This is a genomic window from Frateuria hangzhouensis (genome assembly GCF_026410505.1).
Classification (GTDB): domain Bacteria; phylum Pseudomonadota; class Gammaproteobacteria; order Xanthomonadales; family Rhodanobacteraceae; genus Frateuria_A; species Frateuria_A hangzhouensis.
In genome coordinates this window covers 307,891-323,707 of the sequence record NZ_JAPMIU010000001.1, presented here as the reverse complement: position 1 = coordinate 323,707, position 15,817 = coordinate 307,891, and the positions used below count along the sequence as shown (strand labels likewise).

Below are 15,817 nucleotides of genomic sequence, written 5' to 3'. Positions count from 1 at the left end.
GCGCCCACGTCAGACACTTTTTTGGGGTTCTGTATCTGGAGCCAACAGAACCAGGTATCGAGCAGGGGTTTTTTGAAGTCATGAATGCAGCAACGGGCAAGCGCGATTATTACGAGGTGCTGGGTGTCGAGCGCAGCGTCACCGAAGTCGAGCTGAAGAAATCCTTCCGCCGCCTGGCGATGAAATACCACCCGGACCGCTGCCCGGACGATCCCTCCGCGCAGGAGAAATTCAAGGAGGCCAAGGAGGCCTACGAGGTCCTGGCCGATGCGCAGAAGCGCGCCATGTACGACCAGCACGGCCACGCCGCCTTCGAAGGCGGCATGGGCGGTCGCGGCGGTTTCGGCGACATGGGCGACATCTTCGGGGACATCTTCGGGGACATCTTCGGCATGGGTGGCGGCCGCGCGCGTGCGCGCCGCGGCTCGGACCTTCGCTATGTGATGGAGCTAGATCTGGAAGAGGCGGTGTTCGGCGTCGAAAAGGCGATCGAGATCCCCACCCAGGTCAATTGCCATCACTGCAACGGCTCCGGTTCGGCCGACGGCAAGACCACGCAATGCAGGACCTGCCACGGCCATGGCCGCGTGCGCATGCAGAACGGCATCTTCTCGATCCAGCAGGCCTGCCCTCACTGCGGCGGCAGCGGCCAGACCATCGAGAAGCCGTGCAAGGAATGCCGTGGCGAAGGCCTGCTCGAGGAAACGCGCGCGCTGTCGGTGCAGATCCCGGCCGGCGTGGACAACGGCGATCGGATCCGCCTTTCCGGGCAGGGCGAGGCCGGCCCCGGCGGCGCCGAAGCGGGCGATCTCTACGTGGACGTGCGCGTTCGCGAACATGCGATCTTCCAGCGCGACGGCAACGACCTGCACTGCGAAGTCCCCATCCGTTTCGCCCAGGCGGCGCTGGGCGCCGAACTCAAGGTGCCGACGCTGGACGGCGAAGTGGCGGTCGCCATTCCGCCGGAAACCCAGACCGGCCAGACCTTCCGCCTGCGCGGGCGGGGCGTGAAGTCGGTCCGCTCCGGGCGCGTCGGTGACCTGATCTGCCGCGTGGCGGTGGAAACCCCGGTACGGCTGACCCGCGAGCAGCGCGAGCTGCTGGAGAAGCTCGAAGCCACCTTCGCCGAAGGCGAGCCGGACGCGCATACGCCGCGTGCCAAGAGCTGGGTCGACGGCGTCAAGGATTTCCTTTCCCGCGTCACTTCGTAGGGCAGGTCACCTCGTAAGGGTGATGGTCCCACCGCGCACCGGCTCACTTTCCCCGGAGAGAAGGAGTAAAGCAGTCCGGCATGCGCGCGCTCGACCTCCCGGTTACGCTACGTGCTTCGAAACATCCGGACCCCGCGATGACCCGACCGCTACGCCTCGCCGTCAACGGTGCCACCGGCCGCATGGGGCGCGTGCTGCTCGACCTGTTGCGCGAGGATGCCCGCTTCGAGCTGGTTGCGGCGCTCACCGCCCCGGGCTCATCGCAGCTGGGCGAGCGTGCCTGGCACGACAGCGCCACGCCGCACCTGGGCGCAGACTGGCCGCAGGAGCCGCTCGACGTGGTGATCGACTTCAGCGGTCCGGCTGGGTTGGCTTCCGCGTTGGACTACTGCACCGGCCACGGCGTTGCGCTGGTCAGCGGCACGACCGGTGTGGATGCCTCGCTTGAGGCGCGCGCGGCGGAAGCGGCATCGCGCATCCCGCTGATGCATGCCAGCAACTTCAGCCTCGGGGTGGCGCTACTCACCCAGTTGCTTCGCCAGGCCGCCGCTGCACTGCCGGATTGGGACCTGGAGATCGTCGAGGCCCACCACAGCCGCAAGGTCGACGCGCCCTCGGGCACGGCGCTTTCGCTGGGCCAGGCTGCGGCTTCGGCCCGCGGCACCACGCTCGCGCGGGACGGTGTCGGCGGCGCCCGCGAAGGCGCGCGTCGCAGCGGCAGCATTGGCTTTGCGGTAGTGCGTGGTGGCGACATCGTGGGAGAGCACGCCGCGTTGTTGATCGGCGCCGGCGAGCGCGTGGAACTCGGCCATCGGGCCACCGATCGCAGCATCTTCGCCCGTGGTGCGATCGAAGCGGCGCACTGGCTGCGTGACCAACCGCCCGGTGCTTATGATCTGCAGTCGATGCTTGCCTCGCGAGTGGCGTAGGTGGGCTTCAGCCCACCATCGCCCTGCGGGAAGGCGCAGGTGGGCTGAAGCCCGCCCTACGTGCCCGGATGACATGCGGGCGATGGGCTTCCTGGCGGTGCGGCTTGTTCGACGTGTGTCCCACCGATACCATGTATCGATTGTCATTGGGGAGTAGCCATCCTCACCCGCGAAGCCACCATTTGCCTTCGTTCCCCGAGGAATCCGCGTCAACAGACTTGGAGCCACCGCTCCATGGCGTGGATGGCCGCACCGCCGAAACGCGGCGTGCGTGCCCGGCGAGACCTTTGGCCACGATGCGCTCGAACCCTCGCCGGGCGGGCCGCATCGTCGTGCCATTGGTATTCGCTCGCCCGGCCGGATAAGCATTGATGCTCACCACGTTGTGGTTCCTGCTCTCCGCCGGCGCGATCTACGCGGCCTGCGAGTATTTCGTCAATGGCATCGAATGGCTGGGTCGCAAATGCCGGCTCGATGCCACCGCCACCGGCACTGTATTGGCCGCATTCGGCACGGCACTGCCGGAGAGCGCGGTGACGTTCATCGCCGTGGTGTTCGGAGACACGCCCGAACAGCGCGGTATTGGCGTCGGCGCGGCCCTGGGCGGGCCGCTGGTGCTGGGCACCATCGCCTATGCGGTGGTCGGCATCGCGCTGTGGTGCAACCGGCATAGGCTGCAGCGTCCCAATGCAGTGGTCAAAGTGGACAACGCGCGGCTCGCGCGCGACCAGCGCTGGTTCCTGTCGATCTTCGTGGTCAAATGCGCGCTCGGCCTGGTGGCGTTTGCGCTCAAACCGTGGCTGGGCGTGCTGTTCGTCGCCGCCTATGGTCTGTACGTGTGGCGTGAACTGAAGGGCGGCGAGACGGCGCCGGAAGAGGAGGAGCTGGAGCCGCTGAAGTTTCAGCCGCGGTCGGTCGACCCGGCCATGTGGCGGGTCATCGCGCAGAGCGGTCTGGCGCTGGTGGTGATTGCCGTGGCCTCACGGATTTTCGTGACCCAGATCGAAGTGATCGGGCTGGCGCTCGGCCTGTCGGCGCACGTGGTGGCGCTGGTGCTCAGCCCGGTGGCGACCGAATTGCCGGAAACCGTCAACGCACTGATCTGGGTGCGCCAGGGCAAGGAGCGCCTGGCGTTGGCAAACATCTCCGGCGCCATGATGATCCAGGCCACCATCCCCAGCTCGCTGGCGTTGTTCTTCACCCCGTGGCTGTTCGACACGCCGTTGATCGTGGCCGGCGTGCTCACCACCGTGGCGGTCGGCTACCTGTGGTGGTTGTTCCAGCGCGGCCACGTCAACGCGCGCTGGCTGATGCCAGTGGGCCTGCTGTACGCCGTGTTTGCCGCGTTCGTGGCCTGGCACCTGGCCTGACGTCAGTCCCGGTGCGCGGCGTTGCGATCGCGGCCGGCGCCGAACTTGCGATCCAGCGCGCCGACGAGCTTCTTGAAGCTGCGCGAGAACTTGCCGCGGCGCGTCTTGCGCAGCTTTTCCTCCTCGCTGGTCAGCCAGGCGACCTGGATCACCCGCCGCTCGCCCTCGAAGGGCAGGTGGCCGTGGAAGGAGTTCTCGCAGCGCTTGAAGACGGCGAACTCGCCGTACAGGGGCGTGAGTTCCGGCGCAACCAGATCGTCGATGTCGTCGATGCGGCGCAGGAAGCGCAGGCAGCCGTTGCTGGTGTCGGGCCACTGCAGGTTGAGGTAGAGCAGCGCGGTGGCGACCTTGGACTTGCTGTCGGTATGGATCGTGCCGTGGCGCTTGTTGAGGTGGCGGCAGAGCGTCACCAGAGTCGGGTACTGGCCCAGATCCTCGATGCCAAGGCGTTCGCCGATCGTACGGGCAAACGCCGGCGCGGTCAGGTCGGCGACCAGCGTGTTGATCGATGGGCCGCAATCGGTCGGGTCGTAGGGAAAGAAGCCGGCGCTGGTGTAGCGCGGAAAGTCGCGCTCCAATGCGTTGCGCGCATCGTTGGGCAACTGGCCGTGGGCGATCAGGAACGGGAAGGGCTCCTGCCGCACATCGGTATCCGGGCGGTCCAGGCGGGCGGGATCGAGCAGTACGGTAGCGTTCATGGACGACTTGTCGAACGGGATACCGCTCAGTCTAGCGCGTGCCGGCGGCGCCCAGACGCCCACCTGGGCGTCTGGTTCACGCATTCGCGCTGTGGACAGATTTGCGGCCCACGCCTATCATTGCGTCCCGCCCGAGACTTCTTCCGACCCAAGGTCCACAAGCCTGCTTGCAGCGGCTTGCGGACCTTGCTGCACCTAAAGGCGGCCCCCAATGCCCATTCCCGCTCTGCTTGCCCTCGAAGATGGCAGCGTGTTCCACGGCCATGCCGTGGGCGCGACTGGCGAAACCGTCGGCGAGGTGGTTTTCAATACGGCGATGACGGGCTACCAGGAGATCCTCACCGATCCCTCCTACGCCCGCCAGATCGTGACCCTCACGTACCCCCACGTCGGCAGCACCGGCGTCAACCCGGCAGATGCCGAGTCGACCCGCGTGCAGGCTGCCGGCCTGATCGTGCGCGACGTGCCGCGCCGGCCGAGCAACTGGCGCAGCACCGAAAGCCTGCCCGATTACCTGGCGCGCCAGAACATCGTGGCGATCGCCGGCATCGACACCCGCCGGTTGACCCGCATCCTGCGCGACAAGGGCGCGCTGAACGGCTGTATCGTGGCCGGCGAGCAGGTCAACGCCGACGACGCGCTGGCCAAGGCGCGCGCTTTCCCGGGCCTGAATGGCATGGACCTGGCCAAGGTGGTCAGCGTGCGCGAGCCGTATCGCTGGACCGAAGGCGTGTACAACCTGGACGCGGCCGCCTTCACGGAGCCGGGCACGCGCTACAAGGTGGTTGCCTACGACTACGGCACCAAGCTCAACATCCTGCGTCTGTTGGCCAGCCACGGCTGCGACATCACCGTGGTACCGGCGCAGACGCCCGCCGCCGACGTGCTGGCGATGAAGCCCGACGGCGTGTTCCTGTCGAACGGCCCGGGCGACCCGGCCGCCTGCGATTACGCCATCGCCGCCACGCGCAGCTTCCTCGATGCGAAGATTCCGCTGTTCGGCATCTGCCTGGGTCACCAGTTGATGGGCCTGGCGCTGGGCGGCAAGACGGTCAAGATGAAGTTCGGCCACCACGGCGCCAACCATCCGGTGAAGGACCACGACGACGGCCGCGTGCTGATCACCAGCCAGAACCACGGCTTCGCGGTGGATCCGGCCACACTGCCGGCCAACGTGCGCGTCACCCATACTTCGCTGTTCGACGGTTCGCTGCAGGGCTTCGCGCTCACCGACCGCCCGGCGTTCTGCTTCCAGGGCCATCCGGAAGCGGCGCCCGGCCCGCATGACGTCGGCTATCTCTTCGCGCGCTTCGCGCAGCTCATGCAGGAGGCCCGCTAATGCCCAAGCGTACCGACATCAAGAGCGTGCTGATCATCGGCGCCGGCCCGATCGTGATCGGCCAGGCCTGCGAGTTCGACTACTCCGGCGCGCAGGCGTGCAAGGCACTGCGGGAAGAGGGGTACCGGGTGATCCTGGTCAACTCCAACCCGGCCACCATCATGACCGACCCGGAAATGGCCGACGCGGTCTACATCGAGCCGATCAACTGGCAGACGGTCGAGCGCATCATCGCCAAGGAAAAGCCCGACGCGGTGCTGCCGACGATGGGCGGCCAGACCGCGCTCAACTGCGCGCTGGACCTGGCCGACCATGGCGTGCTGGACAAGCACGGCGTGGAGCTGATCGGCGCCTCGCGTGACGCGATCCGCATGGCCGAGGACCGCGAGCTGTTCAAGCAGGCGATGGCCGAGATCGGCCTGGACTGCCCGAAGGCCGAAGTGGCCAGGAGCTACGAGCAGGCGGTCGAGATTCAGGCGCGGGTCGGCTTTCCGACCATCATCCGCCCTAGCTTCACGCTCGGCGGCTCCGGCGGCGGCATCGCCTACAACGTCGAGGAATTCGAGGAGATCGTCAAGCGCGGCCTCGAGCTCTCGCCAGTGCATGAGGTGCTGGTTGAGGAATCGGTGCTGGGCTGGAAGGAATTCGAGATGGAAGTGGTCCGCGATCATGCGGACAACTGCATCATCGTCTGCTCGATCGAGAACCTCGATCCGATGGGCGTGCATACCGGCGATTCCATCACCGTGGCGCCGGCGCAGACGCTCACCGACAAGGAATACCAGCGCCTGCGCGACGCCAGCCTGGCCGTGCTGCGCAAGATCGGCGTGGACACCGGCGGCTCCAACGTGCAGTTCGGCATCAACGCCGAGGACGGGCGCGTGGTGGTGATCGAGATGAACCCGCGCGTGTCGCGCTCCTCGGCACTGGCCTCCAAGGCGACGGGTTTCCCGATCGCCAAGGTCGCGGCCAAGCTGGCCGTGGGCTACACGCTGGACGAGCTCAAGAACGACATCACCGGCGGTCTTACGCCGGCGTCGTTCGAACCGACCATCGACTACGTGGTCACCAAGATCCCGCGCTTCGCCTTCGAGAAGTTCCCTTCGGCCGACGCTCGCCTGACCACGCAGATGAAGTCGGTGGGCGAGGTGATGGCCATGGGCCGCACCTTCCACGAATCGCTGCAGAAGGCGCTGCGCGGACTGGAGATCGGCAAGACCGGCTTGAACCCCACCGGGCTCGACCTGGCCAGCGCCGAGGGTCTGGCCAGGGTGCGGCGCGAGTTGCGCGAGCCGCGCCCCGAGCGTGTGTTCTACGTGGCCGATGCCTTCCGGGCGGGGATTGCGCTGGAAGAAATCTACGACTGCAGCCGCATCGATCCCTGGTTCCTGGCCGCCTTCGAGGACATCGTCCTGACCGAGAAGGAGGTCAAGGGGCAGGGCATGACCGCGCTCAATGCGCCACGCATGCGCGAGTTGAAGCGCATGGGCTTCGCCGACGCACGCATCGCCCAACTGCTCAACACCGACGAGGCGGCCGTGCGCCACCTGCGCCATACGCTGGGCGTGCGGCCGGTGTACAAGCGCGTGGACTCCTGCGCGGCCGAGTTCGCCACCAGTACGGCCTACATGTACTCGACCTACGAGGAAGAGTGCGAGGCCAACCCATCCGATCGCGAGAAGATCGTAGTGTTGGGCGGCGGTCCCAATCGCATCGGCCAGGGCATCGAGTTCGATTATTGCTGCGTGCACGCGGCGCTGGCGCTGCGCGAAGACGGCTTCGAGACCATCATGGTCAACTGCAATCCGGAAACCGTTTCTACCGACTACGACACCTCCGACCGCCTGTACTTCGAGCCGCTGACGCTCGAGGACGTGCTGGAGATCGTGGATCTGGAAAAGCCCAAGGGCGTGATCGTGCAGTACGGTGGCCAGACGCCGCTCAAGCTGGCGCGCGCGCTGGAGGCCGCCGGCGTGCCGGTAATCGGCACTTCGCCCGACTCCATCGACCTGGCCGAAGACCGCGAGCGCTTCCAGCAGATGATCCACAAGCTGGGCCTGCGCCAGCCGCCCAACCGCACCGCGCGCAACGCTGACGAGGCGCTGGCGCTGGCGCGCGAGATCGGTTATCCGCTGGTGGTACGCCCGAGCTACGTGCTGGGCGGCCGCGCGATGGAAGTGGTCTATGACGACGCGGACCTGTCGCGCTACATCCGCGAGGCGGTGCAGGTTTCCAATGATTCGCCGGTGCTGCTGGACCGCTTCCTCGACCACGCGGTCGAGGTGGACGTGGACGTCATCGCCGACGCCGAGGGCAACGTATTGGTCGGCGGCATCATGGAGCACATCGAAGAGGCCGGCGTGCATTCGGGCGACTCGTCCTGCTCGCTGCCGCCGTATTCGCTCTCGCCCGGCATCCAGGACGAGCTGCGCCGCCAGGCCGCCGCGATGGCCAAGGAGCTAAAGGTCGTCGGCCTGATGAACACTCAGTTCGCGATCCAGGGCGACACCGTCTACATCCTGGAAGTGAACCCGCGCGCCTCGCGCACGGTGCCGTTCGTCTCCAAGGCGACCGGCATGCCGCTGGCCAAGATCGCCGCCCGTTGCATGGCCGGCCGCAGCCTGGCAGGGCAGGGCGCCACGCGGGAGATCATCCCGGGCTATTTCTCGGTCAAGGAAGCGATCTTCCCGTTCCTGAAGTTCCAGAATGTCGACCCGATCCTGGGCCCGGAAATGCGCTCCACCGGTGAGGTGATGGGTGTGGGCCGCCAGTTTGGCGCGGCTTTCGCGCGTGGCCACGAGGCGGCCGGCATCCGGACGCCAAACGCCGGCAAGGTATTCCTCTCCGTGCGCGATGCCGACAAGGAGCGGCTGCTGCCGGTGGCGAAGGAAATCCTGGCACGCGGCTTCAGCCTGGTCGCGACCGGAGGCACCGCGGCTTTCCTCGCCGAACACGGCGTGCCGTGCGAGCGCATCAACAAGGTGCTCGAGGGCCGGCCGCACATCGTCGACCTGATCAAGAACGGCGAGATCGTCTATATCGTCAACACTACCGAGGGCAAGCAGGCCATTGCCGACTCGTTCTCGATCCGGCGCGAGGCGTTGCAGCAACGCGTCACCTATTCCACCACCGTCGCCGGCGCGCGCGCGCTCGTCCATTCGCTCGATTTCCATGGCGAAGACGACGTGCATAGCCTGCAGGAACTGCACAAGGAGCTGAGCGCATGAGCCGCGCCCCCATGACCAAAGCCGGTTCGGAGCGCCTGCGCGCCGAACTGGAGCGCCTGAAATCCGTCGAGCGCCCGCGCATCATCGCGGCCATCGCCGAGGCACGCGCCCATGGCGATCTGAAAGAAAACGCCGAATACCATGCCGCGCGCGAGCAGCAGAGCTTCGTTGAAGGGCGCATCGGCGAGCTGGAGGGTACCTTGTCGACCGCCGAGGTGATCGATGTGTCCCGGCTCGGCGCCGGCAGCAAGGTGGTGTTCGGCGCCACCGTGGACCTGGAGGACGAGGATTCCGGCGAACCGGTGACCTACCAGATCGTGGGCGACCTGGAAGCCGACATCAAGCAGCGGCTGATTGCGGTGTCTTCGCCGATCGCCCGCGCGCTGATCGGCAAGAGCGAGGGTGACAGCTTCGAGTTCACGGCTCCCAACGGCGTCAAGCACTACGAGATCACCGGCGTGCGCTACGAGTAAGCCGTCATGGGCGGGGCAGGGTTGGCTTCAGCCCACCTTGCCGGCTCCGGGCGCGGTGGGCTGAAGCCCACCCTACGCGGGGTATCCGGCCCGAAACGCAGGCAACAAAAAAGGCCGCATCAAGCGGCCTTTTTGCGTCGAACCCGAGCGGTTTAGCGCTGGCGCGCCTTGAAACGCGGGTTGCTCTTGCAGATCACGAAGACCTTGCCGCGACGGCGCACGACCTTGCAGTCACGGTGCCGCTGCTTGGCGGACTTCAAAGAGGAAAGCACCTTCACGGCCAGCTCCTGGAACAAATCGGAAAATTCAAGCCGCCAATTCTAGCCCGTGCCAGGGGACTTCACAAGTCCAGATGCTCGACGTCCTTGATGGTCTGCAGGAACCTGGCCAGCACCGGCGAAGGGTTGTCCTTGCGGCTGGCGACCGCGAGCAGCAGGTAGGCGTCCGGATCCTCCAGCGACACATAGCTGACGCCGCCCAGTTGCACCACGCGCATGCTGACCGGCACCAGCGCCAGACCGACGCCCGCGGCGACCAGTGCGAGCAGACCATTGATCTGTTGCGCCTGCTGGCCGATCAACGGATGGAAGCCTGCCTTCGCGCCCAGCTGCACCAGCCGATCGTACAGGGTTGCGGCCAGTTCGCGCGGCTGACTCACGAACACTTCGTTGGCCAGTTCGCCGAACTGCACGCTGTCCTGTCCAGCCAGCGGATGGCCGCAAGGCACTGCCAGCACCAGCGGTTCGTAATCGACCACATCCATGCGCAACGCCTGGGCGTCCGACGGATGGCGCGGTTCGTCGCGCACGAAGCCAACGTCGATCTGGTCGGCGCGCAACGCGGCGAACTGTGGCTCGCTGTACATCTCGTGCAGTTGCATGCGTACCTTGGGCGCGTATTGACGGAACCGCAACAGTGTCTGCGGCAGCGCGCGATGGAAGGTGACCGAGATGGTGTAGGCCAGCCGCAGCACGCCGCTGAAGCCGGCTGCCGCATCGCTGACATGGCCGCGGGTTTCTTCCGCCTTGGCCAGGATCTGCCGCGCCTGTTCGAGCAGGATGCGCCCGGGTTCGGTCAGCGCCACGTTGCGCTTGTCGCGGTCGAACAGCCGGGCGCCCAGGTCCTGTTCCAGCGCCTGGATCTGCTGGGACAGCGGTGGCTGCGAGATATGCAGCCGCTGGGCGGCGCGGGTGAAGCTCAGCTCCTCGGCCACGGCCACGAAATAGCGGAGCTGGCGAAAGTCAAACATAGTCGAAACACGAATAAGTCGGCAGCCAAATATATATTGGAAGGGTATTTGTGACGAGCGTATCGTTTGCCTTGTCCCGCCACCTTCCCCCTCCCCCCAGGTGGCGGTGACCCTCGCCCCGCAGCGACGCTATCCCCGCGGCACCGGTCCTCCCCCCCAGAGCCGGTACCGACGCGTCGTTCGCGGGGCGCTTTCTTTTTGCTCGCCCCTACAAAGACGCGGCCAGCCGCGTACCCTGCGCGATCGCCCGTTTCGCATCGAGTTCGGCGGCCACGTCGGCACCGCCGATGACGTGCGGCTGCAGGCCGGCCTGGCGCAGCTGGTCGACCAGGCCGCGGGCGGGTTCCTGTCCGGCGCAGATCACCACGTTGTCCACCGGCAGCATCCGCGGCTGCCCATCCTGCAGGATATGCAGGCCGGCATCATCGAAACGCTGGTATTGCACGCTGCCGAGCATCTGTACCCGTTTGGCCTTGAGCGTGGCCCGATGGACCCAGCCGGTGGTCTTGTTGAGGCGCGCGCCGGGGCGGCCGTCGCTGCGCTGCAACAGCCAGATCTGCCGTGCGGGTGGCTCGGGTGCCGGTGCAACCAGGCCGCCGCGGGCGGCGAGGGTGCGATCCACGCCCCATGCCTGCGCCCAGCGCACCGCGTCCAGCGTAGGGGAGGGCGGTTGTTCGACGAGAAACTCCGCCACGTCGAAACCGATGCCGCCAGCGCCGACGATCGCCACCCGCGCGCCTACCGGGCGGTCGTGGGCGAGCACGTCCAGGTAACCCAGGATGCGTGGGTCGTCGCTCCCGGGGAAGTGCACCTGGCGCGGCGTCACCCCGGTCGCCACGACCACCTCGTCGAAGCCGCGCAGCGTGTCCCTATCGGCGCGGCAGTTCAGCCGCACTTCCACGCCGAGCTCGGACAGGCGGTGGCGGTAGTAGCGCAGCGTTTCGTAGAACTCTTCCTTGCCCGGGATGCGCTTGGCGACATTGAACTGGCCGCCGATGTCGCTCGCCTGTTCGAACAACGCCACCGCGTGCCCACGTTCGGCCAGGGTGGTGGCGCAGGCCAGTCCTGCCGGTCCGGCGCCGACCACGGCGATGCGCCGGGGCTGCGCGGCTGGCGCAACCACCAGTTCTGTTTCATGGCAGGCGCGCGGATTGACCAGGCAACTGGCGCGCCTGTTCTGGAAGACATGATCCAGACAGGCCTGGTTGCAGGCGATGCAGGTGTTGATGGCGGCACCGCGTCCGCTGCGGGCCTTGGTGGCCCAGGCCGGATCGGCCAGCAACGGGCGGGCCATCGAGACCATGTCCGCCTCGCCGGTGACCAGCACGCGTTCGGCCACTTCCGGCATGTTGATCCGGTTGGTCGCCACCAGTGGCAGGCTGACCTCGCGCCTGAGCCTTTGCGTGACCCAGGCAAACCCGGCGCGTGGTACCGAGGTGACGATGGTCGGCACGCGCGCTTCGTGCCAGCCGATACCGGTGTTGATGATGCTGGCGCCGGCCGTCTCGATCGCCTTGGCTAGCGCCACGATCTCGTCCCAGGACTGGCCACCCTCGACCAGTTCCAGCATGGACAAGCGATAGATGATGATGAAGTCGCGCCCGACCGCCGCGCGCATGCGCCGCACGATCTCGACCGCAAAACGCATGCGGCGGGCGGGATCGCCGCCCCAGGCGTCGTCGCGCTGGTTGGTGCGCGCGGCGAGGAACTGGTTGATCAGGTAGCCTTCCGAACCCATCACCTCGACGCCGTCGTAGCCTGCCTCGCGGGCCAGCCGGGCGCAGTGCACGAAGTCGCCGATGGTCCGTTCCACGCCGCGGGCGGAAAGAGCGCGCGGGGTAAACGGAGTGATCGGCGACTTGAGCTTCGAGGGCGCCACCGACAGCGGGTGATAGCCATAGCGTCCCGCGTGCAGGATCTGCAGGCAGATCCTGCCGCCTTCGGCATGCACTGCGCGGGTCACTTTTCGGTGCCGGGCGACGTGCCAGGGCATCGACAGGCGCCCGCCGAACGGCTTGAGCCAGCCCTCGATGCTGGGAGCGATGCCACCGGTCACCATCAATCCGACGCCGCCGCGGGCGCGCTCGGCGAAGTAGGCCGCGAGCTTGTCGTAGTCGGCCGCGCGGTCCTCCAAGCCGGTATGCATGGAACCCATCAGGATGCGGTTGGGCAGGCTGACGTGGCCAAGGTCCAACGGAGCGAACAGGTGCGGGTAATGCATGCCGGCGTCCATTCAAACGATCGTATGAATGTGCCGGGTGGACGCACCGAAAGCAAGCCACGACCGCGGCGCGGGCGAAGGGCGGGCCTTCAGCCACCTTTCGGGTGATGCCAGGAAGCAGGGCTTTGGTGGGTCGAAGCCCCCCTGCGGGCTCAGGCGAGAAGTTGTCGCACCAGCGAAATGTAACGGCGCATCGCCTCATCCCGCGGCATGCCGGACAACTGCGCCCACGCCTCGTGCTTGGCCGTTCCGACGAAGTCGAAGAAGCCCGGCGGATGGGTCTGGATGTCGCCCCTGGAACCCTGCTTGTACAGGGCATAAAGCTTGAGCAGCGTGTCGTTGTCCGGTCGGCTGCCGAGCCGCTTGACGTCCTCGGCGGCCTCGTCGAACTCGCTGCGAAGATCGGTCATGTCGGGAAAGGAACGGCAAGGCGGTGCGCGACTGGATAGCACGCGCCATGGGGGTGGTCAACGCGTTAACATGGGCTTTTGCCGCATTCCCCGGAGTCCCATGAGCCCCACGCAGCCGGTCCCAGTCCTCACCATCGACGGACCGTCCGGGTCGGGCAAGGGCACCATCAGCCGCCTGGTCGCCGAACATCTGGGCTGGCGACTGCTCGATTCGGGCGCGTTGTACCGGGCGGTCGGCTATGCCGCGGGCGCCGAAGGGCTGGACCTGTCCGACGCCGACGCGGTCACCCGCTGTGCGCAATCGACGCGGATCCGGTTTCAGGCCGCGGCCGACGACGGCGAAACCCGGGTGATCGTCAATGGCCACGACGCCACGGACGAACTGCGCACCGAAACCGCTGGCGCGGCGGCCTCGGCGATTGCCTCGATTCCGTCGGTGCGCCAGGCCCTGGTGGACCTCCAACTGGGTTTCCGCAAGGCTCCGGGCCTGGTGGCCGACGGGCGCGACATGGGTACGGTGATCTTCCCCGACGCCCCGTTCAAGGTGTTCCTCACCGCCAGCGCCGCCGAAAGGGCGAAAAGGCGCTATAAGCAGTTGAAGGAAAAGGGTCTGAACGTTACACTTGGCGCCCTTCAGCGCGAGATCGAGGCGCGTGACGAGCGCGACGCGTCGCGTACCGTCGCCCCGCTTCGCCCGGCCGACGATGCTGTTCTGGTGGATACCACCGGCATGCCCATCGACACCGTGGTCGCGAAAGTATTTGCCGTCGTGCGGCCCTGATAAGGCTGCACGCGGCTAAAGGCGCCTCCGCCGCGGCGGAGGTTTTGGTTCAACGGTGCCGACAGGGCGGTCCGTCAAAGGGCGCGTTTTCTGCGACACCCACAACCGGTGGGCCGGTTAGCTCGTGCGCATATCAATCCGACGGCGCGCACAAGGGGCTTGTGGCCTTTTCCCATTTCTGGAATCAACATGACTGAAAGTTTTGCCGAGCTGTTTGAACAGAGCCAGCAGGCCATCGCCAAGCTGAAGCCGGGTGCCATCGTCACCGGCATCGTTGTGGAAATCCGCAACGACGTCGTCGTGATCAACGCCGGCCTCAAGAGCGAAGGCATCGTCCCGATCGAGCAGTTCAAGGACGAAGAGGGCACGCTGGAGGTGCAGGTAGGCGACGAGGTGAAGGTTGCCCTCGACGCCCTGGAAGACGGCTTCGGCGAGACCAAGCTCTCCCGCGAGAAGGCCAAGCGCTCGATGGTGTGGGACGACCTCGAGGCGGCTTTCGACAAGGAAGAGACCATCACCGGCAAGATTTCCGGCAAGGTCAAGGGCGGCTTCACCGTCGACATCAAGGACGTCCGCGCGTTCCTGCCGGGTTCCCTGGTCGACGTGCGCCCGGTGCGTGATCCGGTGTACCTCGAGGGCAAGGACCTCGAGTTCAAGATCATCAAGCTGGACCGCAAGCGCAACAACGTGGTCGTCAGCCGCCGCGCCGTCGTCGAGACCGAGTTCTCCGAGGAGCGCGAGAAGCTGCTGGAACGCCTGACCGAGGGCGCGGTGGTCAAGGGTACGGTCAAGAACCTCACCGACTACGGCGCGTTCGTGGATCTGGGCGGCATCGACGGCCTGCTGCACATCACCGACATGGCGTGGAAGCGTGTGCGCCACCCGTCCGAAGTGGTCAACGTCGGCGACGAACTGGACGTGCGCGTGCTCAAGTACGACCGCGAGCGCAACCGCGTGTCGCTGGGCCTCAAGCAGCTGGGCGACGATCCGTGGGTCGCGATTTCGCGTCGCTACCCGGTCGGCAGCCGCATCTTCGGCAAGGTCTCCAACGTCACCGATTACGGCTGCTTCGTCGAGATCGAGCCGGGCGTCGAGGGCCTGGTCCACGTGTCCGAGATGGACTGGACCAACAAGAACGTCAACCCGGCCAAGGTGGTGCAGGTCGGCGACGAGACCGAAGTGATGGTGCTGGACGTCGATGAAGAGCGTCGCCGCATCTCGCTGGGCATCAAGCAGACGCGTTCCAATCCGTGGGAAGCGTTCGCCGCCATGCACAAGAAGAACGACAAGGTGTCCGGCCAGATCAAGTCGATCACCGACTTCGGCATCTTCATCGGCCTGGAAGGCGGCATCGACGGCCTGGTGCACCTTTCCGACATCTCCTGGCAGGCCTCCGGCGAAGACCTCGTACGCAACTTCAAGAAGGGCGACGAGATCGAGGCGGTGGTGCTGGCGGTCGATCCGGAGCGCGAGCGCATCTCCCTCGGCATCAAGCAGATGGAGCAGGATCCGTTCGGCCAGTTCATGGCCAACAATCCGCGCGGCACGATCGTCAACGGCACCGTCAAGGAAGTGGACGCGAAGGGTGCGGTGATCGACCTGGGCGAGGGCGTGGAGGGTTACCTGCGCGCCAACGACATCGCCAAGGAGCGCATCGACGACGCCACCCAGCACCTGAAGGTGGGCGACGCGGTCGAGGCCAAGTTCACCGGCATGGACCGCAAGGGTCGCCAGCTGGCGCTCTCGATCCGCGCCAAGGACGAGGCCGATCTGCAGGACGTGATGGCCGATTACGGCCCCGCTTCCGGCGGTACCACCAAGTTGGGTGCGTTGCTCAAGGAGCAGCTCAACAAGTCCGAGTAAATCCTTTAGGATTACAATGGCTTGAGCATGAAGCGGGGCGGCGCCA

13 protein-coding genes and 1 riboswitch are annotated in these 15,817 nt (G+C 66.4%); of the genes, 8 read left to right on the top strand and 5 right to left on the bottom strand.

Annotated features, from left to right (window positions below; all coding sequences use genetic code 11):
• The first annotated feature begins 80 nt into the window (after positions 1–80).
• The 3 genes from dnaJ to OSC30_RS01435 all read left to right on the top strand — a co-directional run bounded on the left by dnaJ (position 81) and on the right by OSC30_RS01435 (position 3,510).
• Entirely contained in the window at positions 81–1,211 is a 1,131-nt protein-coding gene (gene dnaJ / locus OSC30_RS01445) for a molecular chaperone DnaJ (RefSeq protein ID WP_267170044.1), read from the top strand.
• A gap of 137 nt (positions 1,212–1,348) precedes the next feature.
• Complete coding sequence (gene dapB, locus OSC30_RS01440; RefSeq protein WP_267170043.1) at positions 1,349–2,140, top strand: 4-hydroxy-tetrahydrodipicolinate reductase; 792 nt, start codon at positions 1,349–1,351, stop codon at positions 2,138–2,140.
• Between the two features lie 136 nt (positions 2,141–2,276).
• A riboswitch (yybP-ykoY riboswitch) is annotated at positions 2,277–2,417 on the top strand.
• 94 nt (positions 2,418–2,511) lie between these two features.
• Positions 2,512–3,510: a sodium:calcium antiporter gene (locus OSC30_RS01435; RefSeq protein WP_267170042.1), complete on the top strand. Its 999-nt coding sequence runs from the start codon at positions 2,512–2,514 to the stop codon at positions 3,508–3,510.
• 2 nt (positions 3,511–3,512) lie between these two features.
• Here the strand turns inward: OSC30_RS01435 and OSC30_RS01430 are convergent, their stop codons facing one another.
• Positions 3,513–4,208: a 2OG-Fe(II) oxygenase gene (locus OSC30_RS01430; protein ID WP_267170041.1), complete on the bottom strand. Its 696-nt coding sequence runs from the start codon at positions 4,206–4,208 to the stop codon at positions 3,513–3,515.
• Between the two features lie 211 nt (positions 4,209–4,419).
• On the opposite strand from OSC30_RS01430, the gene carA reads away from it, so the two are divergent.
• The 3 genes from carA to greA are packed head-to-tail and all read left to right on the top strand — an operon-like array spanning position 4,420 to position 9,247.
• Positions 4,420–5,547 carry a glutamine-hydrolyzing carbamoyl-phosphate synthase small subunit gene (carA, locus tag OSC30_RS01425; RefSeq protein ID WP_267170040.1) on the top strand — a complete coding sequence of 376 codons (1,128 nt, stop codon included), beginning with the start codon at positions 4,420–4,422 and terminating at the stop codon, positions 5,545–5,547.
• Positions 5,547–8,774, top strand: coding sequence for a carbamoyl-phosphate synthase large subunit (gene carB, locus OSC30_RS01420; RefSeq protein ID WP_267170039.1), 3,228 nt, complete (start codon positions 5,547–5,549; stop codon positions 8,772–8,774). The genes carA and carB overlap by 1 nt, the downstream gene beginning before the upstream one ends.
• Positions 8,771–9,247, top strand: coding sequence for a transcription elongation factor GreA (gene greA, locus OSC30_RS01415; RefSeq protein WP_267170038.1), 477 nt, complete (start codon positions 8,771–8,773; stop codon positions 9,245–9,247). The genes carB and greA overlap by 4 nt, the downstream gene beginning before the upstream one ends.
• A gap of 152 nt (positions 9,248–9,399) precedes the next feature.
• Here the strand turns inward: greA and ykgO are convergent, their stop codons facing one another.
• The 4 genes from ykgO to OSC30_RS01395 all read right to left on the bottom strand — a co-directional run bounded on the left by ykgO (position 9,400) and on the right by OSC30_RS01395 (position 13,127).
• A complete protein-coding gene (gene ykgO / locus OSC30_RS01410; protein WP_008215056.1) occupies positions 9,400–9,525 on the bottom strand; it encodes a type B 50S ribosomal protein L36 in 126 nt (41 codons plus the stop codon).
• A gap of 62 nt (positions 9,526–9,587) precedes the next feature.
• Positions 9,588–10,496 (bottom strand): LysR substrate-binding domain-containing protein, encoded by a 909-nt coding sequence (locus OSC30_RS01405; protein WP_267170037.1) that lies wholly within the window; start codon positions 10,494–10,496, stop codon positions 9,588–9,590.
• A gap of 208 nt (positions 10,497–10,704) precedes the next feature.
• Positions 10,705–12,717: an NADPH-dependent 2,4-dienoyl-CoA reductase gene (locus OSC30_RS01400; RefSeq protein ID WP_267170036.1), complete on the bottom strand. Its 2,013-nt coding sequence runs from the start codon at positions 12,715–12,717 to the stop codon at positions 10,705–10,707.
• Positions 12,718–12,869: 152 nt separating this feature from the next.
• Complete coding sequence (locus OSC30_RS01395; RefSeq protein ID WP_267170035.1) at positions 12,870–13,127, bottom strand: acyl-CoA-binding protein; 258 nt, start codon at positions 13,125–13,127, stop codon at positions 12,870–12,872.
• Between the two features lie 100 nt (positions 13,128–13,227).
• On the opposite strand from OSC30_RS01395, the gene cmk reads away from it, so the two are divergent.
• Together cmk and rpsA are read left to right on the top strand one after the other, a co-directional pair.
• Positions 13,228–13,908, top strand: coding sequence for a (d)CMP kinase (cmk, locus tag OSC30_RS01390; RefSeq protein WP_267170034.1), 681 nt, complete (start codon positions 13,228–13,230; stop codon positions 13,906–13,908).
• A gap of 189 nt (positions 13,909–14,097) precedes the next feature.
• Complete coding sequence (gene rpsA / locus OSC30_RS01385; protein ID WP_267170033.1) at positions 14,098–15,771, top strand: 30S ribosomal protein S1; 1,674 nt, start codon at positions 14,098–14,100, stop codon at positions 15,769–15,771.
• Positions 15,772–15,817 lie beyond the last annotated feature (46 nt).